Source organism: Streptomyces montanisoli (assembly GCF_017813245.1).
Lineage (GTDB): Bacteria > Actinomycetota > Actinomycetes > Streptomycetales > Streptomycetaceae > Streptomyces > Streptomyces montanisoli.
Window position 1 is genome coordinate 14,137 of sequence record NZ_JAGIQL010000003.1, and the last position, 19,723, is coordinate 33,859.

The window sequence follows — 19,723 nt, forward strand, 5'->3', positions numbered from 1 at the left end:
ACGGTAGGCGGCGCGCCCGCCGCGGGGTGTTGGCCGCGGCGTACTGGTGGGGGCGCGCCTTGCTACGGAATGGCACGCCGCTCAACGGACTGGCGCGGTCCTGGGCCTTTCGGGGTGGTTCTCGGGGTGACATGGAGCGCCGCCAGCGCGTCCGTCAGGCGCGGCCCGTCGTACGGCGCGCCGGGCAGCCCGCCGCCGTCCCGGCCCGCCGCCGCGCGGAGGCCGTCGACGAACAGCGCGAGGAACCGGCGCCACGAGCCGGGGAGCGCGGCCTCGGCGGCGGGTACCGCGCGGCCCAGCGCGGCCAGGCCGAACAGCACGTCCTCGACGGACACGTCCCCGCGCACCAGGCCGCGCTCCCGGCACCGGGCGAGCAGGATGCCGATCGTCTCGGCGTTGTGCGCGTGCAGCCGTTCGAGCGCGGGTACGCCGGCGAGGCGCGTCGTCATCAGGTCCGTGACGCCGCGGTCGACCGCGAGGCCCGCGAACACGTGCTCCAGGTAGCCGGTCAGGCCCGCCATCGGGTCCTCGGCCGCGCGCGCGGACTCGCCCAGCTCGGCCGTGGCCGCGAGGCCGTCCCTGAAGACCTCCTCGATGAGCGACGACCGGTCGGGGAAGCGCCGGTAGAGCGTCGCGTTCCCGACGCCGGCCCTGCGCGCGATGACGTCGAGGGGGGCCTCGACCCCCAGCTCCGCGTAGACCTCGCGGGCCGCGGCCAGTACCCGTTCCCTGCTGCGCTGCGCGTCCTGTCTCACCGCCGCACAGTACCTCAAACGGGGGGTGCTCCCCGTTTCTGCTAGCGTGGGACACCGAAACGGGGAGCACTCCCCGTTAAGTCTCCTGGAGGCGCCGTGTCCACCGAATCCCCCTCCTCCCCCGCCGGCAGCCACGCGCTCGTCGACATGATCGACGACCCCGCGGCCTTCGTCGCCGACCCGCACGCCCGGTACGCGCGACTGCGCGCCGGGGGCGCCGTCCGCCGCGTCCGGCTCCCTGACGGAGCGGTCTCCTGGCTCGTGCTCGGCCACGACGCCGTGCGCGCCGCGCTGGCCGACCCGCGGCTGTGCAACGACATCCGCGTGTCCGCCACCCGCGACGACGACGGCGGCTTCGCCGTCGGCCGGAACATGCTCCAGGCCGACCCGCCCGACCACACCAGGCTGCGGCGCCTTGTGGCGCGCGAGTTCACCGCCCGCAGGGTGGAGGCGCTGCGCCCGCGCGTGGAGCGCATCACGCACGAGCTGCTCGACGCGATGGCCCCGCACGGCCGGGCCGACCTCGTCGAGGCGCTGTCGTACCCGCTGCCGATCACCGTGATCTGCGAGCTGCTGGGCGTGCCGGAGGCCGACCGCCCGCGGTTCGCACGCTGGTCGGCGGAGGTCGTCGCGGCGACGGACCCGGTCGCCGCGGGCGCCGCGCAGGGCGAGATGGCGGCCTACCTTGCCGCGCTGATCGAGGCCAAGCGCGGCGATCCGGCCGCCGCCGACCTGCTGGCGGCGCTCGCCAGGACACCCGGGCAAGGCGAGCAGAACGGGGTTCGGACGGACGAAGAGGAAGCCCTGTCCGGCGAGGAACTCGTGGGCATGGCCTTCCTGCTGCTGGTGGCCGGTCACGAGACCACGGCCAACCTCATCTCCTCGTCCGTCCTCCTTCTGCTGCGCAACCCGGACCAGCTCGCCGTCCTGCGCGCAGACTTCTCGCTGCTAGAAGCGGCCGTCGAGGAGAGCCTGCGCCAGGAGCCGCCCACGCTGGCCGCGAACTTCCGCTACGCGTCGCAGGACGTCGATCTCGGGGGCGTGACGATACGGGCCGGCGACACCGTGATCGTGTCCCTCGCCGCCGCCAACCGCGACCCGGCGAGGTTCGGCGATCCGGACCGCTTCGACATCCGCCGCGACCCGGCGGAGATGCGCGGCCACCTGTCGTTCGGGCACGGCATCCACCACTGCCTCGGCGCCCCGCTCGCGCGGCTCGAGGCGCCGATCGCCCTGCGCGCCCTGCTGGAGCGCTGCCCGGGCCTGGCGCTGGACGAGGAGACGGGAACGGCGGCCTGGCGCCCGAGCCTGCTGCACGGGCTGGCGACGCTGCCCGTCCGCTGGTAGCCGCGGCGCCTCGTCGCGGCGCGTCCTGCTGTGCCATGCCGAGCTGTGCCGCGCCGCGCCGTGTCGTTCCGTTCAGGCGGTACCGCACTCCGGGCTCAGCGCCGGGGCCGGCCGGGCCACCGTGGCCTTGAGGGCGAGCCACAGCTCCATGCGGACGTCAGGATCGTCCAGCGACCGGCCGAGGATCTCCTCGACCCGGCGCATCCGGTAGCGCAGCGTGTGCCGGTGCACGCCCAGGTCGGCGGCGGCCGCGTCCCACTGGCCGTGGCGCGACAGCCAGGCGCGCAGCGACTCGACGAGGTCCCCGCGGCCCTTCGCGTCGTGCTCGCGCAGCGCGCGCAGCATGCCGTCCGCGAAGGCGCGCACCGCCTCGTCGGCCAGGAGCGGCAGCAGCGAGCCGTGCGCCAGCTCCTCGTGCTCGACCAGCGCGCGGCCGCGCCGCCGCGCGACGGACAGCGCCTGCTCGGCCTGGCGGTAGGCGGTGCCCGTCGCGATCGGGCCGGTGGGCGCCGAGAGCCCGGTGACCACGCCGGCCTCCTCGGCCTGGCGGTCCGCGTACGCGGCGCAGACCGCCACGGCGGCCCCGCCGTCGACGGCGATCACGACGAGGCGGCCCTCGCCGTCGGGCAGGACGAGGACGGGCTCGCCGGCCTGCGCGGCGGTCGCCTCCAGCGTCTCGGCAAGCAGTTCGAGCGGCGCGTCGGCCGCCGGGTCGCCGCCCTGCGCCCCGGCCGCCGACCCGGCCGGCTGCTCCTCCTCGGCGACGAGCAGCCGGAACGGCGCGTCGAGCAACGCCCCGTACAGGTCCCCCGCGACGGTGCGCGCGTGGTCGGGCTGCCCGGCGAGCAGCATCCGCAGGACGGCGGCGCCGAGGCGCTGCTCGGCGGCGCGCAGGGAGCGCGAGCGCTCGGTGGTGAGGGTCAGCAGGGCGATCGCCGAGTGCACGGCGTACCGCGCGGCGGTGCCGGGCGCGCCCGCCGTGCCCACGGCGAGCACGCCGCCCGATCTGCGCCCCGTGCCGAGTGTCTGCAACTCGACGCGGTCGCCGGTGCTCTCGGTCTCGGCGGCGGGGTCGCCGACAACGGAACTGGTGTGCGGCCGCCGCTGAGCGAGGCGTGCGGCCGCCTCGCCGAGGCGGGCGGCGCGACGGGCGGCCCACGGGGGCTGCGCGGCGACGACGCCGCCCGAGGGCTCGTAGAGCGCCGCCCAGCCGTCGACATGGGCGGCGAGCCGCGCGAGCAGGGCGGCGGGCCCCTCGGCGAGAGCCGCGCGCGTCAGGTCGCGCTGCGCCTCGAACCCGTCCGTGACGGCCCGGTACTGGTCGGCGGCGACGGCCTCGGACACGGCCTTGCCGATGGCGATGAACGGCGTGCGCCGCGGCACCTCGATCAACGGCAGCCCCTCGGCACGCGCCGCGTCCACGAGCGCCTCGGGCACCTCGTCGTAGTTGACCCCGACGCCGAACCCCACCCCGGCGATCCCGGCCGCGGCGAGCCGCCGCACGTACCGGCCCATGGCGGCGGGGTCGGCCGCGGCGAGATTGGTGGCGGTGACCAGCAGCAGCTCGCCGCCCTCCATGTACGGCACGGGATCGACCAGCTCACTGGCGTGCACCCACCGCACCGGCATGTCGAGCCGATCCTCCCCGGCGCGCACGGTGAGCTTGAGCGCCGAGTGCTGAACGAGCGAGGCGAGCGTGGGCGGCATGCACGAATGCTACGTCGCGTACGAAGGGGGTGACGCTTTTGGGCCGTGATGTACGAACGCCCGCGGCAGGCGCGTGCCCCGCGGTCAGTCCTCCGCGCCCGGCCGCTCGTCCACACCCGGCTCCAGTCGGCCTCCCGGCTCCAGCCGGCGCAGCACGGCCGCCAGCGCCAGCAGGAGCACCCCGCACAGGGCACCGCTGGCGACGACGTCCAGCGGCCAGTGGTAGCCGCGCAGCACGAGGCCGACGGCGGTCGCCGTGGTGAGCACGGCCGCGGCCGGAGCCGTGACGCGCCGCGTCACGTACGGCCCCAGGACGAGGGCCGCCGTGCCGTACGCGACCATCGCCGTGGCGGTGTGACCTGACGGGTAGTAGCCGGTGGCGTCCGTGAGCGGGCCCGGCCGGTCCGTCCAGATCTTCAGCGGGACGACGAGGAGGGGCACCACGATCATCGTCGCCGCGGCCGCCCACACACTCGCGCGAGCACCGCGCCAGAGCGCGTAGGCGAGGGCGAGCGCGAGTACCGGCAGCGCGACGGGCATGGAGCCGAGGTCGGAGAGTGCTCCGTCGAGTGCCCTGGGACCGTGTCCGACCAGCGCGCGGTCGAGGCTCCTGTCGGCGTCAAGCAGCGGCCCAGCCACGAGAACCTGCCAGGTGGCCAGCGCGAACGCGAGGACGAAGAGCGCCCCGGCGCCGAGTCGCAGCCGCCGGGCGGAGGAAGCGGTCCCGGGATCGGGAACGCACGAAAGCGGCCGTCCCGGAACAGGGGGGGTGGTTCCGGGACGGCCGTCGGGGCCGGCTCGCCGCTCGCTCCGGGGGGTTTGGAGCGGGCGGCCATCCGACCGGTGAGGAGATCCGGGACCCGCGGCCCCGGTGGCGTGCGCGGAGGCACGCCCGGAACGGAGCTGGGGACGCTCCGAGCCGGAGTCGCCCGCGGTCTCCCGCGAGCGGGGTGTTTCTCTCATCTGCGAAAACAGTACGCCGCCCGCGTCACGGGCGACAGCCGCAACCCCATCCCGCCATCGGCCTCCCACACCTTCTTCACAGCGCGGCGAGCGACTGCTCGATGATGTCGAGCCCCTCTCCGAGCAGGTCCTCGCCGATGACGAGCGGGGGCAGGAAGCGCAGGACATTGCCGTACGTGCCGCACGTCAGCACCAGCAGGCCCTCCTGGTGGCACGCCTTGGCGAGGGCGGCCGCCGTCTCCGTGGCCGGCTCCTTGGTGGCCCGGTCCTTCACCAGCTCAATAGCGATCATCGCGCCACGGCCTCGTACATCGCCGATCACGTCGTACTTCTCACGCATCGCCGAGAGCCGGTCCTTCATGACCTCCTCGATCCGCCTGGCCTTCGCGGGCAGGTCGAGTTCTTTCATCGTCTCGATGGCACCGAGAGCGGCGGCGCAGGCGACCGGGTTGCCGCCGTACGTGCCGCCGAGGCCGCTCGGGTGCGCCGAATCCATGATCTCCGCGCGGCCCGTGACGGCGGCCAGCGGCAGGCCGCCCGCGATGCCCTTCGCGGTGGTGATCAGGTCGGGCACGATGCCCTCGTCCTCGCACGCGAACCACTGACCGGTGCGGCAGAAGCCGGACTGGATCTCGTCCGCGACGAACACGATGCCGTTCTCACGGGCGAAGCGCGCGAGCGCGGGCAGGAAGCCCTTGGCGGGCTCGATGAAGCCGCCCTCGCCGAGTACGGGCTCGACGATGATCGCCGCCACGTTCTGCGCGCCGACCTGCTTGGAGATCTGGTCGATGGCCTGCGCGGACGCCTCGGGACCGCAGTTCTCCGCGCCGGTGGGCCAGCGGTACGGGTACGCCATGGGCACCCGGTAGACCTCGGGCGCGAACGGGCCGAAGCCGTTCTTGTACGGCATGTTCTTCGCGGTCAGGGCCATCGTGAGGTTCGTACGGCCGTGGTAGGCGTGGTCGAAGACCACGACGGCCTGCCGGCCCGTGTGGGAGCGGGCGATCTTGACCGCGTTCTCGACCGCCTCGGCACCGGAGTTGAACAGCGCCGACTTCTTGGCGTGGTCGCCGGGGGTGAGCGCCGCCAGCTCCTCGCAGACCGCCACGTACTCCTCGTACGGCGTGACCATGAAGCAGGTGTGGGTGAAGTCGGCCAGCTGCGCGGAGGCGCGGCGCACGACGGCCTCGGCGCTCGATCCGACGGTCGTGACGGCGATGCCGGAACCGAAGTCGATCAGCCGGTTGCCGTCCACGTCCTCGAGCACCCCGCCGCCCGCACGCTCGGCGAAGACCGGCATGGTCGACCCCACGCCGGCCGCGACCGTGGCGGTGCGCCGGGCCTGCAGCTCCAGCGACTTCGGTCCGGGAATCGCGGTGACGACGCGGCGCTCCTGGGGAATTTCTGTCATGGGGGGCTCCTGGGGGTCTGTCCCGACGCCGCGTGGCGCTGGTCCGGGGTCGTGAGCTGAGCAGATCCGGTGTCTTTCCCGGCAGGCTAGGCGCGGCCCCGCCGGGTGGGCATGCTCCGTTCGGTAGTGCTGGACGCGTGTCGTTGTCCGCCGTGGCCATGGCGCGGGGTGCGGGTCGCGGCGCCTTCTGGCGCGTCCGCGGCGCGGGTACGGACACCCCGGACGCACGGAACGCTGAACTACCCGGGCGCGGGCACTAGATTGACGCTTGCACAGAACGGTCCTGGCTGGTCAGAGGGCAGGGTGAGTATGGATTCCGACGGCACGCACGACCCACGCGGCACTCGTGCCACACCGCTACCGCGGCCCGCGACCCCGCCACCCATGCCCGCGGCCCCGCCGCGCGCGCCGGCCGCGTCCTCGCCCGGCGCGGCGTACGGGCCTTCCTGCGAGGCACCCGGTGTGCCGCCGGCCCCGGACCACGCGCCGGCCACAGGACCCGCGTTGCGCGACTGGCTGCACACGCCGCGACGGGCGGACGGGCCGGGGACGTGGCAGTACGGGCACCGGCCGCGCCCGGCAGTCGCGCCGGACGTGACGCCGATGCGGCAACTGGCGGTGGGGGCGGTCATCTCGCTGCTCGCCACGCTGCTGCTGTGGTCTCTCGTCTCCAACGGCTATTTGGGCAGCTTCTGGATCTGGCCGCTTCTCGTACTCACGCCGGACTCGTGGCCAAAGACGCCTACCGGCAACACCGCCGTGCACGTGTACAACGTGTTCCTGCTGCTGATCATGGCAGCCGTCTTCGGGCGGCTCGGCCGCTGGCCCGAGCTGCTGCGCCGGGTCTTCGGCCGCCGTACGCCGCCTCCCAGCGAAAACGTTCCCGCCGACGCCCCTCCGGCATCGGAGAACGACCTCGCCGAATGGCCCGAGCTGCGTGCCGCCGGGCAGGGTGATCTTGCGGGCCGGCTCGCCGCCGAAGTGCGCGAGGGCAGGATGAACGATGTCGACTACACCAGGATCGGACGCGCGTGGCGCTCCGTGCGTGTCGACCCCTCACGGCTCGCCGCGTTCGCGGAGACCGTGCGCAGGGACGGCTCGGCCGCCTGCCTCCACCCGTCGGGCAGCAGGGATCTGCCCGTGCGGGCCGCCCGGCACGACCTGCTCGTCCACCAGGTGCGGATCGGCACCGTCCAGGACGGTGAGCGCAACCCTTACGCCAGGCGTGGCACCGGTCTCGCGCTCGATCCGCGGCTGCTCGGCACCTCCCTGCTGGCCGTCGGCCCGCCCGGCGCCGGCAAGACGCACACTCTGATCAGGCCGGTGGTCGAGTCGCTCGCCCTCCAGGCGCTCGCCGGGCAGGCCGCCGTCGTCGCGGTGTGCGCGGCCGGGACGCAGCTGGGCCCCGACGAGGCGTATGACGTCGTCGTCAGGGTCGGCGATCCGCGGTCCGTCCACGACCTCGACCTGTACGGCGGGACGACCGACCCGGACGAGGCCGCGGCCCTGCTCGCCGAGGGGCTTGTCGGCGATCTGCCGGACACCGACAGCAGGCGTGCCGCGACCGCCCTCGCACAGCTGCTCGGGCCGTTCTCCACCGCGTACCGGCGTCTGCCGACGGTGCCGGAGCTGCGGGAACTCCTCGACGGCACACCCGAGGCCCTTGCCGCGCTGCGCGGCTCCCTCGATGCCGGGGGCCATCGGGCGATGCGCCGCGAACTCGACGCCCGCGAGCGCCAGTCGGCCGCGCCCGGCGACACCGGCAGGGCGCTCGCCGATCGGGTCGCGCTGCTTGACCGGCCCGCGTTCTCGGGGTTCTTCGACACCACGGGCAGGACCAGACCGTTCTCGCTGCGCACCCTGGAACATCCCCTGCGGGTGCGTATCGAGCTGCCGGAGCGCGGCCACGGCGAGGCGTCCAGGATGCTGGCCCGGCTCGTACTCGCGCAGTTCACCGCGAACGCGGCGGTGCGCGCGGACCGCTCGCTGTTCGCGTGCCTCGTGCTGGACGACGCCACGCGCACCCTCACCGCCGAGACGTTGCGCGGCGTCCAGCGGCTGCGGTCGGTGAACGCGGGCGCCGTGCTGACGCTGCGGACCCTGGACGACGTGCCGGAGGCCCTCCAGCCGGCGCTGCTGGGAGCCGTAGGCTGCCGGATGGCGTTCGCCGGGGTGACGACCTGGGACGGCAAGCGGTTCGCCGAGGCGTGGGGCACCGAGTGGGTGGAGACCAAGGTGGTCACGCAGCGCACGGTCTTCGCCGACCAGCCGCTGACCCGCGCGATCCACTCGTTCCGCAAGCTGGTGACCGGCAAGGCCGTCACGACGGACGCGGTGACCGTGCGCCAGGTCGAGCGCGAGCGCTGGTCGGCCTCGGACCTCGCGCACACCGTTCCCGCGGGGCATGCGGTGCTCTCCCTGCGGACGGTCGCGGGTGACCACGTCCCACCGCTGTTGGTCGACCTGCGCGGATGAGGTGCGCGTCAGGCCGGCGCACCCGGAGGGCCGTCGGCCGGTCCCAACGCGCCCGCCGTCAGCCGAAGTACGTGTCGAACGTCTTCGCGAACTCCCCTCCCGCGAAGGCGTCCCAGTTGATCGACCATGCCATCAGGCCCCGCAGCGCGGGCCAGGTGCCGTGGGGTGTGTACGTGCCGCAGTCCGTGTTCCTGGTCAGGCAGTCGAGCGTCTGGGTCATGGCCGCGGGGGCGATGTAGCCGCCGCCCGCGTTGACCGAGGCGGGGAGGCCTATGGCCACCTGGTCGGGGCGCAGGGGCGGGAACATGCGGGTGGTGTCGCCGGCCACGGAGAAGCCGGCGAGGAGCATGTCCGTCATCGCGATGGGGAAGTCGGCGCCGCCCATGGTGTGGTACTGGCCGTCGAGGCCCATGATCGGCCCCGAGTTGTAGTCCTGGACGGTGAGCAGGGAGAGGTCGTCACGCAGGGCGTAGAGGACCGGGAGGTAGGCGCCGGCGCGTGGGTCCTCGGTGCCGGAGGCGCCCGGGCCGTAGAACTGGTGGCCGAGCTGGACGAAGAACGTCTCCGGGGCCATGGTCAGCGTGAAGCCCGCGCCGTACTTCGCCTTGAGCGTCTTCAGCGCGGCGATCAGGTTGACGATGGACGGCGTGGTCGGGGCGCGGAAGTCGGTGTCGCCCTTGTCGAGGGCGAGGGAGTCGTTCTCGAAGTCGATGTCGACGCCGTCGAGTCCGTAGGTGTCGATGATGTGCGAGACGGACGCGACGAAGGTGTCGCGCGCGGCCGCCGTGGTCAGCTGGACCTTGCCGTTCGCGCCGCCGATGGAGACGAGCACCTTCTTGCCCTCGGCCTGCTTGGCCTTGACGGCCGCCTTGAAGGCGTCGGCGGACTCGACGTTCGGGCACTCGCTCGCCGGGCAGAGGGTGAAGTCGATCTGCCCCGAGGTGGGTGACGTGGGTTCGGCGAAGGCGAGGTCGATGACGTCCCAGGAGTCGGGCACGTCCGCCAGCGGTATGTAGCCGGATCCGTTGGCGAAGCTCGCGTGCATGTAGCCGACCAGGGCGTGGCCGGGCAGTGCGGTGGAGGTGGTCGCGCGGGGCGCCGGGGGCTGCGCCGCCCGGGCCGTCCCCGACGCGGCGTCCAGGCCGCCTGCCGCGAGGACGGCCGCAGCGAAGGCGGCCACGAGGCCGGTGAGGGGTGAGCGCCGCTCGGTGGGGTCCACAGTGCCTCCGTGGGGGAGAGATGAGGGGGCGTCGGACACATGCACGCACGCACGCGTGGGGGCGTGGTGCGTGGTGCGTGTTGCGTGTTGCGTGTTGCGTGTTGCGTGTTGCGTGGCATGGTCTCGTCATGAACATGGTCCAGACCAATTCCGCTGTCAAGACCTCTCGCACCCCGGGTCCGCCCCGCGTTCGCCGTCCGCCCCGTGCTCACCGTTCGCCCCGCGCCCCCTCTCCCCCAGCGTCGCCGCGGCCTCGTGCAGCGCCAGTTCCAGGACCGCGGGGTCCGTCAGCGCGCCGGAGCCGTCCGGCGGGACGAGCCACCGCAGGCCGTGGGCGCGCCCGGCGGGGTGCGGTACGACGATCCAGGTGCCGCGCCCCGCGCCGCGCACCCCCGTGCCAAGCCAGCGCCCGGCGGTCCCCGCCGGCACGAAGAACCCCATGCGCTCCTCGCCGGTGTCGGCGAGCACCGGGCCGGGGCGCTCCACCAGCCGGATCAGGACGTCGAGTGCAGGCCCGCCGAGGGATGCGGGCAGGGTCAGCACGTCCCACCGCCGCCCGGCGGGCAGCAGGAGCGTGCTGCCCGGGTCGCGCTCCCACTGCCGTCGGCATGCTCCGGGATCGGGGGCCACGGCGACGAGCCAGTCCACCGCGTCCCGCGCGCCCCCGCCTCCGCCTACGCTCCCGCCGCCCCCAGGCCTCGTGCCGGCCATCTGCCACGTCTCCCCTCGCGTCGACGGGCACCGCGCGGGCGCCGCGCGGTGCCGGACTTTGCGTCCACAAGGGGAGAGCGGTCGGGAAGCCCGCTATGACGCGGGTTGCGGCGCCTCACGAGCCGAAGAATATGTGATCTGCGTCACACGTCAGCTGTCGAAGCCGAGACCGAGCCTGTCCATCGTCCGCAGCCAGAGATTGCGCCTGCCGCCGTCCGCGTCCGCACGGGCGAGCGACCACTTCGTCAGGCCGATTCCGGCCCATGCCACCGGCTCGGGCGGGAACGGCAGCGGCTTGCGGCGCACCATCTCCAGCCGCGTGCGGTGCGTGGCCCGTCCGGACAGCAGGTCGAGCATCACGTCCGCGCCGAAGCGCGTCGCGCCGACGCCGAGGCCGGTGAACCCCGCCGCGTACGCGACGCGTCCCTCGTGCGCCGTGCCGAAGAACGGGGCGAACCGCGTGCAGGTGTCGATGGCGCCGCCCCACGCGTGGCTGAAGCGCACGCCCTCCAGCTGCGGGAAGCAGCGGAAGAAGTGGGTCGCGAGCCGCAGGTACGTCTCGGGGCGCTGGTCGCGCGCCGCGTCGAGCCTGCCGCCGAAGGGGTAGACGGCGTCGTAGCCGCCCCACAGGACGCGGTTGTCGGCGGTGAGGCGGAAGTAGTGGAACTGGTTGGCGCTGTCGCCGAGGCCCTGCCGGTTGCGCCAGCCGATCGACGCAAGTTCCGCGGGTGTGAGCGGCCGCGTCGTCAGCGCGTAGTCGTAGACCGGCACGGTGTAGGGGCGCACGCGGCGCAGCAGCGACGGGAACACGTTGGTGCCGAGCGCGACCTGCCTCGCCAGGACGCGGCCGTACGGGGTGCGGACCGCCATGCCGGGCCCTGAGCGGGCCAGCGCCGTGCCGGGGGTGTTCTCGTGGATGCGGACGCCGAGGTCGAGGCACGCGCGCTTGAGTCCCCAGGCGAGCGCGGCGGGGTTGACGAGCGCCACGCCGCGCCGGTCGAGCAGCCCGCCGAGGAACGTCGGCGAGTCGACCTCGGCGCGCAGGGCGTCGCGGTCGAGGAGCTCGAGTCCCGTGATGCCGGCACGGTCCGCCTGGGCCTTGAGCTCGCGGAGTTCGGCGAGTTGGTGCGGTTGCGTGGCGACGTCGATCTCGCCGGTGCGCTCGAAGCCGCAGTCGATGGCGTAGCGGGCGACGGCGTCCTCGATGGCGTCGAGGTTCCCCGCGCCGAGCTCCTCCAGGGTGCGCAGTTCGCCGGGCCAGCGCGCGAGCCCGTTGGGCAGGCCGTGGGTGAGCGAGGCCGCGCAGAACCCGCCGTTGCGTCCGGAGGCCGCCCATGCCACCTCGCGCCCCTCGATCAGGACGACGTCGCGCGCGGGGTCGCGCTCCTTGGCGAGCAGCGCGGTCCACAGGCCGCTGTAGCCGCCACCGACGACGAGCAGGTCGCAGCGGTCCTCGCCGGTCAGGGCGGGCAGCGCCGCGGGCCTCGCCGGGTCGTCGAGCCAGAACGGCACGGGCTTGAGGTCCCCGAGCGACGCGGCGGCGGCGCGGGTGGCCGCGTGCGCGGCCGTGGCGGTTCCCATGGCTGCTGTGGCCATGTCTCACAACTCCTTCGAAACCCGTCAGGGCTCAGGACGTCGCGGCCGACTTGCCGCGCCTGCTGCTGACGGCCTGTCCCACGACGACGATCAGTACGGCGATGAGGAACATCGCCGTGCCGACCACATTGATCTGGACCGGCGTGCCGCGCTGCGCCGATCCCCAGACGAACATGGGGAAGGTCACCGTGGAGCCGGCGTTGAAGTTGGTGATGATGAAGTCGTCGAACGAGAGCGCGAACGACAGCAGCGCCCCCGCGACGATGCCGGGCGCCGCTATCGGCAGCGTGACCCGGACGAAGGTCTGCACGGGTCCCGCGTACAGGTCGCGCGCGGCCTCTTCGAGGCGCGGGTCCATGGACAGCACGCGCGCCTTGACGGCGACCACCACGAAGCTCAGGCAGAACATGATGTGGGCGATGAGGATGGTCCAGAAGCCGAGCTGGGCGCCGAGGTTGAGGAACAGCGTCAGCAGCGAGGCGGCCATCACGACCTCGGGCATGGCCATCGGCAGGAAGATCAGCGAGTTGACCGGACCGCGCCCGTGGAAACGGTACCTGACCAGCGCGAACGCGATCATGGTGCCGAGGATCGTGGCGGCGATCGTCGCGTAGACGGCGATCTGCAGGGACAGCCCGAGCGAGCCGCACAGCCCCGCGGCGCCGCAGGGCGACTTCCACGCGTCGAGCGAGAAGTGGTTCCAGGAGTAGTTGAACCGCCCGGTCGGCTTGTTGAACGAGAACACCATCACGACGACGTTCGGAAGGATCATGTACGCGAGCGTGACGAGGCCCGCGATCACCACCAGGTGGCGCCGGATCCAGCGCGATGCGGCCATCAGAGCAGTTCCTCCGTTCCTGCACGGCGGATGTAGAAGGTGACCACGAACAGCACGACGGCCATGAGGATGAACGACAGCGCGGCCGCGGTCGGATAGTCGAGCACGGTGAGGAACTGCGACTGGATGACACTGCCGATCATCTTGGTGTCGGCGGACCCGAGCAACTGGGCGTTGACGTAGTCGCCGCTCGACGGGATGAAGGTGAGCAGCGTCCCGGAGACCACACCGGGCAGCGACATCGGGAAGGTCACCTTGCGGAAGGTGGTCCACGGGGTCGCGTACAGGTCGCCCGCGGCCTCGTGGAGCCGGTGGTCGATACGTTCGAGCGAGGTGTAGAGCGGCAGGATCATGAACGGCAGGAAGTTGTACGTGAGTCCTGTGACGACCGCGAGGGGTGTGGCGAGCACGCGGTGGCCGCTGGTCCAGCCGAGTGCGGCCGTGATGTCGAGGATGTGCGCCGAGCTGAGGAAGCCGACCACCGGGCCGCCGTCGGCGAGGATCGTCTTCCAGGCCAGCGTGCGGATGAGGAAGCTGGTGAAGAACGGCGCGATGACGAGCACGAGCAGCAGGTTGCGGTGGCGGCCCGCCCTGAAGGCGATGAGGTAGGCGAGCGGGTAGCCGACGACGAGGCAGAGCAGCGTGGCGACGGCGGCGTACAGCAGCGAGCGCAGGAACTGCGGGTAGTACTGCTGCAGCGCGTCCCAGTACGTCTGGAAGTGCCAGGTGACCTGGAAGCCGTTCTCCAGCGACCCGGTCTGCACGGAGGTGGACGCCTGGTAGACGAGCGGCACGAGGAAGAAGACGATCAGCCACAGGATGCCGGGCAGCAGCAGCCAGTACGGCACGAGCCGCCCGCGGCGAAAGGCGCGGCGGCGGGGCGGTTCGCCGCCCGTGACCGGCGGGGCGTCCGGGGGCGCGGTGGTGGCCGTCATGACGCCGCCTCCTCGCCCGCGGCGATGTCCTGGTCGGCGCCGAGCCCGAACGTGTGCTGCGGGTTCCAGTGCAGGACGACGTCGGCGCCGGGCGCGAGGCGCCCGTCCCGCTCGATGTTCTGCGCGTACACCTCTAGGCGCGGGCAGACCGCGCTGTCGACGACGTACTGCGTGGAGACGCCGATGAAGCTGGTGCCGGCGATGCGCCCCGGGACCCTGTTGCGGCCCTCGGGGATCGTGCCGGCGTCGTCGGCGTGGGATATGGCCATCTTCTCGGGGCGCACGCCGACGAGCACCTTGCGGCCGTTGCCGGTCGGTGCCGAGCAGCGCGCGGCGGGGAGCGTGAGCTTGCAGCCGCCGCTGCCCGAGACGGTGATCGCGTCGCCGTCCCGGCCGACGACCTCCGTCTCTATGAGGTTCGACGTGCCGAGGAAGTTGGCCACGAACGTCGTGCCCGGGTTCTCGTACAGGTCGCCGGGGGTGCCGAGCTGCTCGACGCGGCCCGCGCTCATCACGGCGATGGAGTCGGCCATGGTCATGGCCTCCTCCTGGTCGTGGGTGACATGGATGAAGGTGACGCCGACCTCCGTCTGGATGCGCTTGAGTTCGAGCTGCATCTGGCGGCGCAGCTTGAGGTCGAGCGCGCCGAGCGGCTCGTCGAGGAGCAGCACCTGCGGGCGGTTGATCAGGGCGCGGGCGACGGCGACGCGCTGCTGCTGGCCGCCGGAGAGCTGCTGCGGCTTGCGGCGCGCGTAGTCGCCGAGCTGGACGAGGTCGAGCATCTCCCCGACCTGCTTCTTGACGGACTTGATGCCGCGGCGCCGCAGGCCGAAGGCGACGTTCTCGTAGATGTCCAGGTGCGGGAAGAGCGCGTAGCTCTGGAAGACGGTGTTGACGGGGCGTTTGTACGGCGGCAGGCCGGTCACGTCCCTGTCGCCGAGCAGCACGGTGCCCGTGGTGGGCTCCTCCAGGCCGGCGATCATGCGCAGGGTGGTGGTCTTGCCGCAGCCGGACGCGCCGAGCAGGGCGAAGAAGGAACCCTGCTGCACGGTGAGGTCGAGCGGCTGGACGGCCTGGAACGAGCCGTACTTCTTGCTGATGCCGGTGAGGCGGACGTCGCCGCCGCCCTGACCGGTGGACGCGGTCTCTGTCATCGGTAACGGTCCCGGGGGCTAGGAGTTTGGGCGGTCTTGGGAGCGCCTAGGCGCCGATGAGGCGGGAGAACTTCTGCTCCAGTGCCGTGTCTTCCTTGTTGCTCAGGGAGCGGAAGTTGTGCGAGGCGGCCTGCATCTTCGCGTCGGGAATGATCAGGACGTTGTTCGCCGCGTCCTTGTCGAGCTTCGCGAGTTCGGGCTTCACGTTGTCGCAGGGGCACACGTAGTTGATGTACTCGGCGAGCTTCGCGGCGGCGGGCGGCTCGTAGTAGTAGTCCATCAGGCGCTCGGCGTTGGAGCGGTGCCTGGACTTGGCCGGGACCATCATGTTGTCGCTGGAGATCATGTAGCCGGTCTTGGGGATGGCGTACCTGACCGCCGGGTTCTCGGCCTGGAGCTGGACGATGTCGCCTGCCCAGGCGAGGCAGGCGGCTATGTCGCCCTTGTCGAGGTCGGAGGTGTAGTCGTTGCCCGCGAAGCGCCTGATCTGGTGGGAGTCCACGCCCTTTTGGAGGCGGGCCACGGCCGCGTCGTAGTCGTCGGTGGTGAACGTCTCGGGGGCCTTGCCCATGTCGAGCAGCGTCATGCCCATGGTGTCGCGCATCTCGGTGAGGAAGGCGACGCGCCCCTTGAGCTTCGGGTCGTCGAGCAGCTGCGAGACGGAGTCGACCTTGCGGCCGCCGGTGGCCTTGACGTTGTACGCGATGACGGTGGGTATGCCGGCCCAGGGGTAGGAGTGGGCGCGGCCCGGGTCCCAGTCGGGGGCGCGGAACGGGTCGATGAGGTTGGCGTAGGCGTGCGGCATGAGGGACGCGTCGAGGGTCTGCGCCCAGCCGAGGCCGATGATGCGGCCCACGAGCCAGTCGGTGAGCACGATGATGTCGCGGCCGATGTCCTGCCCGGCGGCGAGCTGCGGCTGGATCTTGCCGAAGAACTCGTTGTTGTCGTTGATGTCGGTCTTGTACGTCACCTTGATGCCGGTGCGCCGGGTGAACTCCTCCAGCGTCGGGTAGTGCTTCCCGTCGTCGGTGACGTCCATGTACTCGGTCCAGTTGGAGAAGACGAGCTCCTTCTCCTTCGCCGAGTAGTCGGGGTCGCCGCCGCTGCCCTTGGCGTCCTTCTTCGCCGCGGGTATGCCGCAGCCGGTGAGCGCGGCGAAGCCGCCGAACGTGAGCGCGCCGACGCCGCCCGCGCGCAGCAGCGAACGGCGGGTCAGGGCACCCCTGCCGGTGGTGAGGTGGCGCTGGATGGCCGCCAGCTGGACGGACGACAGGCTCTCTGGTGCGTCGTGTGCCATGGACTTCGCCCTCTCGGGTGTGTGTGTCACGTCCGGTCCCCGAAGATCGTGCGGTGCCAGTCCTTCCTCGGCACCGCGGTGTTGTCGTACATGACGTGCTTGACCTGCGTGTACTCCTCGAACGAGTACGCCGACATGTCCTTGCCCCACCCGCTGTGCTTGTAGCCGCCGTGGGGCATCTCGCTGATGATCGGGATGTGGTCGTTGATCCACACGCAGCCGGCCCTGATCTCGCGGGTGGCGCGTCCCGTGCGGTAGACGTCACGGCTCCAGGCGGACGCGGCGAGCCCGTAGGGGGTGTCGTTGGCGAGCGCGATGCCCTCGTCGTCGGTGTCGAAGGGGACGGCGACGAGCACGGGCCCGAAGATCTCGGACTGGACGGCCTCGCTGTCCTGCGCGGCGTCCGCGATGAGGGTGGGCCGGTAGTAGGCGCCGGCGGCGAGTGCGCCGCCGGGCGCCTCGCCCCCGGTGACGATCCGTGCGCGGCCGCGGGCGCGGTCCACGAATCCGGCGACGCGGTCGCGCTGGGCGTGGCTGACGAGGGGCCCGAGGTCGGTGCCGGCCGCGAACGGGTCGCCGACGCGCACGGTCTCCATCAGCGCGGCGACGTCCGCGACGAACGCGTCGTACAGCGGGCGCTGCACGTAGGCGCGTGTGGCGGCCGTACAGTCCTGGCCGGTGTTGATGAGCGCGCCGGCGACGGCGCCGTGCACGGCGGCCTCCAGGTCGGCGTCGTCGAAGACCACGAACGGGGCCTTGCCGCCGAGTTCGAGGTGGAGGCGGGTGACGCCCGCGGTGGCGATCGCAGCGACGCGCCTGCCGACGGCGGTGGAGCCGGTGAACGACGTCATCGCCACGTCCGGGTGGCCGACGAGGTGCTCGCCCGCCTCGGCTCCCGCGCCGCTGACGATGTTGATCACGCCGTCGGGGATCCCTGCCTCCTGTGCGGCCTGGGCGAACATCAGGGAGGTGAGGGGCGTGATCTCGGCGGGCTTCAGCACGATGGTGTTGCCCGCCGCGACGGCCGGGAGGATCTTCCAAGCGGCCATCTGGAGGGGGTAGTTCCAGGGGGCGATGGAGCCCACGACGCCGATGGGTTCCCTGCGGACGTACGAGGTGTGGTCCGCGCTGTACTCGCCGGCCGAGACGCCCTGGAGGTGGCGGGCGGCGCCCGCGAAGAACGCGGCGTTGTCGACCGTGCCGGGCACGTCGAAGCCTGCGGACAGCTTGAGGGGCTTGCCGCACTGGAGCGACTCGGCGTGCGCGAAGTCGTCGGCGCGCGCCGCGAGCACGGTGGCGAGGCGGTGCAGCGCGTCGGAGCGCTCGCCCGGGGTGGCCGATGACCAGCCGGGGAAGGCGGCGCGGGCGGCGGCGACGGCCGCGTCCACGTCGGCGGTGGAGGCGAGCTCGTAGGTGAGGACGGTCTCGCCGGTGGCCGGATCCACCACGTCCTGGGTGCGTCCCGAGGTGCCGTGCACGAGGCGTCCGCCGATGAACTGCGCGCCGTCCGTGAAGCGTTGCTCCGCCTGGAAGCGGTCACCCATGACGTTCTCCGTTGTCCGAGCGTCGATTGAGTGACGATCCTGGCAGAGCATCGCCCATGCAACAAGGGATTCCGTTGTTTCCTTTTGGTCACGCAACGGAATCGGTCGATGACGCAACCTGCCGGCGCCCGGCGCGTGCGCGCGCGGCACACGCGACTCGCGGCCCTGGCAGACTCGCCCCTGTGGACGAGGGCATGAGCGGCGACCTGGGGGGACCGGCGCGTGTGCGCGATCTCGTCGAGCGCGCACAGCGGGGCGAGCGGATCGGGTTCCTGCACTTCTGGGGGCATTCGGCCCGCCGCGACGGCAGGCTCTCGGCGAGTTGCCTCAGCCAGTGGTGGCCGTCCCCGTTCACGGTCGACGGCGTCGAGTACAGGACGGCCGAGCACTGGATGATGGCGGGCAAGGCGCGCCTGTTCGGGGACGCGGAGGCCGAGCGCGCGGCGCTGGCCGCGGGCCATCCGTCCCGGGCCAAGAACGCCGGGCGGCTGGTGCGCGGCTTCGACGAGGACGTCTGGCGGCGGGAACGGTTCGCCCTGGTGGTGGCCGGCAGCCTGCACAAGTTCGGCGGCGATGCCGCCCTGCGCGGCTTCCTGCTCGCGACGGGCGAGCGCGTCCTGGTGGAGGCGAGCCCGCTGGACCACGTGTGGGGCATCGGTCTCGCCGCGGACGACGAGCGCGCCGGGGACCCCGCGCGGTGGCGGGGCGAGAACCTCCTGGGCTTCGCCCTGATGGAGGCCCGCGGCCGGCTCGCCCTGACCTGAGGCGGCGGCGGGCGCCCGGGCGGCGAGGATGCCGCCCGGGCGGGCGGGTCAGCGGGCCGGGTGGTCCACGACGAGCGACGTGGCGAAGGGGTCGCCGTCCTGCAGCGGCGTGTTGTCGTGCGAATCCCGGACGCCGAGGACGATGGCGACCACGATGAACGCGATCACCAGCAGGCCGATGACCGCGCCGATCCAGCCGAGGATGAGACCCGCGGTCGCCGCGCCCCGGTTGGTCGCCTGGCCGTTGTCCGCCTTCCTGCGGCCCTTGATGCCGAAGATGATCGCGAGGATGCCCGCGATCAGGCCGACGACCCCGTACATGCAGAAGCCGACGACCGAGATGATGCCGAGCACCATGGCCGCCGTGCCCATGCCGTTCGACGGCATCGGCTGCACGCCCCAGTGGCTGCCCGGGTAGGGGGCGGGACCACCGGAGTACGGGCCCGGGCCGGCCGGGTAGGAGCCGGAGCCCCCGGGGTACTGCGGGTAGCCGTAGGCCGAGGGCTGCTGGCTGCCGTACGCGGGCCCCGGGGCGGGACCCGTTCCCTGCGGCGCGGAGCCCGGGGCCGTGTTCGGGTAACCGTACGGGCCCGGCGCGGGAGGCGGCGGGGGCACGGCGGGCCCGCCGCCGTCGGGGGCGGGGGCCGCCATCGTCGGCTGTTCGTGCACCGAGCCGCCGGAAGGAGGACCGGCCGGCCCTCCGGGCTTGTCGAGCGAGGGCCGCCGCTCCGGCGGCGCCCATGGATCCCGCGGCTGCTCCCCGCCTGCCTGCGGCCCGTTCTGATCTGGCATCGCGCTCCCCCATCGTGTGAGCAGTCATGCTACAAGCGCCCTGACGCCCCCGATCTCCGAGGCCCTCGGCCGCGCAACGCATACGGCCTGGTGCGCGATGGCGAGCGGGCTCGCGACGCCCTGCGGTCCGCCTCCGGCGTTGTCTCCCCCAGCCTTCGGCCGGGGGTACCTCCAGTCCCCGACGTCCACCAGCCTGCGGCCGGGAGGTACCCCCA

15 protein-coding genes and 1 pseudogene are annotated in these 19,723 nt (G+C 72.7%); 3 read left to right on the forward strand and 13 right to left on the reverse strand.

Features of this window, described 5'->3' with window-relative positions:
* Nucleotides 1-62 precede the first annotated feature (62 nt).
* On the reverse strand, nucleotides 63-755 hold the full coding sequence (locus JFN87_RS01505; RefSeq protein ID WP_307865252.1) for a TetR/AcrR family transcriptional regulator: 693 nt from the start codon (nucleotides 753-755) through the stop codon (nucleotides 63-65).
* A 96-nt stretch (nucleotides 756-851) separates the two neighbouring features.
* On the opposite strand from JFN87_RS01505, the gene JFN87_RS01510 reads away from it, so the two are divergent.
* Nucleotides 852-2,102: a cytochrome P450 family protein gene (locus JFN87_RS01510; RefSeq protein WP_307865253.1), complete on the forward strand. Its 1,251-nt coding sequence runs from the start codon at nucleotides 852-854 to the stop codon at nucleotides 2,100-2,102.
* 72 nt (nucleotides 2,103-2,174) lie between these two features.
* Here JFN87_RS01510 and JFN87_RS01515 read toward each other — a convergent pair whose 3' ends face one another.
* The 3 genes from JFN87_RS01515 to gabT form a co-directional block, all read right to left on the reverse strand.
* A complete protein-coding gene (locus JFN87_RS01515) occupies nucleotides 2,175-3,809 on the reverse strand; it encodes a PucR family transcriptional regulator (protein WP_209337964.1) in 1,635 nt (544 codons plus the stop codon).
* Between the two features lie 84 nt (nucleotides 3,810-3,893).
* Nucleotides 3,894-4,448: a phosphatase PAP2 family protein gene (locus tag JFN87_RS34235; protein ID WP_307865254.1), complete on the reverse strand. Its 555-nt coding sequence runs from the start codon at nucleotides 4,446-4,448 to the stop codon at nucleotides 3,894-3,896.
* 400 nt (nucleotides 4,449-4,848) lie between these two features.
* Entirely contained in the window at nucleotides 4,849-6,183 is a 1,335-nt protein-coding gene (gene gabT, locus JFN87_RS01525) for a 4-aminobutyrate--2-oxoglutarate transaminase (RefSeq protein ID WP_209337966.1), read from the reverse strand.
* A gap of 309 nt (nucleotides 6,184-6,492) precedes the next feature.
* On the opposite strand from gabT, the gene JFN87_RS01530 reads away from it, so the two are divergent.
* On the forward strand, nucleotides 6,493-8,658 hold the full coding sequence (locus tag JFN87_RS01530) for a type IV secretory system conjugative DNA transfer family protein (protein WP_209337967.1): 2,166 nt from the start codon (nucleotides 6,493-6,495) through the stop codon (nucleotides 8,656-8,658).
* Nucleotides 8,659-8,716: 58 nt separating this feature from the next.
* On the opposite strand, the pseudogene JFN87_RS01535 reads toward JFN87_RS01530, so the two are convergent.
* From JFN87_RS01535 to JFN87_RS01570, 8 genes and pseudogenes are all read right to left on the reverse strand, one after another.
* Nucleotides 8,717-9,739: pseudogene (locus JFN87_RS01535) on the reverse strand (chitinase); the annotation flags it as partial.
* A gap of 294 nt (nucleotides 9,740-10,033) precedes the next feature.
* On the reverse strand, nucleotides 10,034-10,588 hold the full coding sequence (locus JFN87_RS01540; RefSeq protein WP_245178570.1) for a hypothetical protein: 555 nt from the start codon (nucleotides 10,586-10,588) through the stop codon (nucleotides 10,034-10,036).
* 150 nt (nucleotides 10,589-10,738) lie between these two features.
* On the reverse strand, nucleotides 10,739-12,184 hold the full coding sequence (locus tag JFN87_RS01545; RefSeq protein WP_245178571.1) for an NAD(P)/FAD-dependent oxidoreductase: 1,446 nt from the start codon (nucleotides 12,182-12,184) through the stop codon (nucleotides 10,739-10,741).
* Nucleotides 12,185-12,215: 31 nt separating this feature from the next.
* Nucleotides 12,216-13,022 (reverse strand): ABC transporter permease, encoded by an 807-nt coding sequence (locus JFN87_RS01550; protein WP_209337968.1) that lies wholly within the window; start codon nucleotides 13,020-13,022, stop codon nucleotides 12,216-12,218.
* On the reverse strand, nucleotides 13,022-13,957 hold the full coding sequence (locus JFN87_RS01555; RefSeq protein WP_209337969.1) for an ABC transporter permease: 936 nt from the start codon (nucleotides 13,955-13,957) through the stop codon (nucleotides 13,022-13,024). Before JFN87_RS01555 ends, JFN87_RS01550 begins: the two co-directional genes overlap by 1 nt.
* Entirely contained in the window at nucleotides 13,954-15,111 is a 1,158-nt protein-coding gene (locus tag JFN87_RS01560; protein ID WP_209337970.1) for an ABC transporter ATP-binding protein, read from the reverse strand. The genes JFN87_RS01555 and JFN87_RS01560 overlap by 4 nt, the downstream gene beginning before the upstream one ends.
* 46 nt (nucleotides 15,112-15,157) lie before the next feature.
* A complete protein-coding gene (locus tag JFN87_RS01565) occupies nucleotides 15,158-16,408 on the reverse strand; it encodes an ABC transporter substrate-binding protein (RefSeq protein ID WP_209338070.1) in 1,251 nt (416 codons plus the stop codon).
* Between the two features lie 26 nt (nucleotides 16,409-16,434).
* Nucleotides 16,435-17,952, reverse strand: coding sequence for a gamma-aminobutyraldehyde dehydrogenase (locus tag JFN87_RS01570; protein ID WP_209337971.1), 1,518 nt, complete (start codon nucleotides 17,950-17,952; stop codon nucleotides 16,435-16,437).
* Nucleotides 17,953-18,146: 194 nt separating this feature from the next.
* Between JFN87_RS01570 and ybiA the strand changes: the two genes are divergently transcribed.
* Nucleotides 18,147-18,716 (forward strand): riboflavin biosynthesis intermediates N-glycosidase, encoded by a 570-nt coding sequence (gene ybiA, locus JFN87_RS01575; protein WP_209338071.1) that lies wholly within the window; start codon nucleotides 18,147-18,149, stop codon nucleotides 18,714-18,716.
* Nucleotides 18,717-18,764: 48 nt separating this feature from the next.
* Here ybiA and JFN87_RS01580 read toward each other — a convergent pair whose 3' ends face one another.
* On the reverse strand, nucleotides 18,765-19,508 hold the full coding sequence (locus JFN87_RS01580; RefSeq protein ID WP_209337972.1) for a DUF4190 domain-containing protein: 744 nt from the start codon (nucleotides 19,506-19,508) through the stop codon (nucleotides 18,765-18,767).
* Nucleotides 19,509-19,723: the final 215 nt, after the last annotated feature.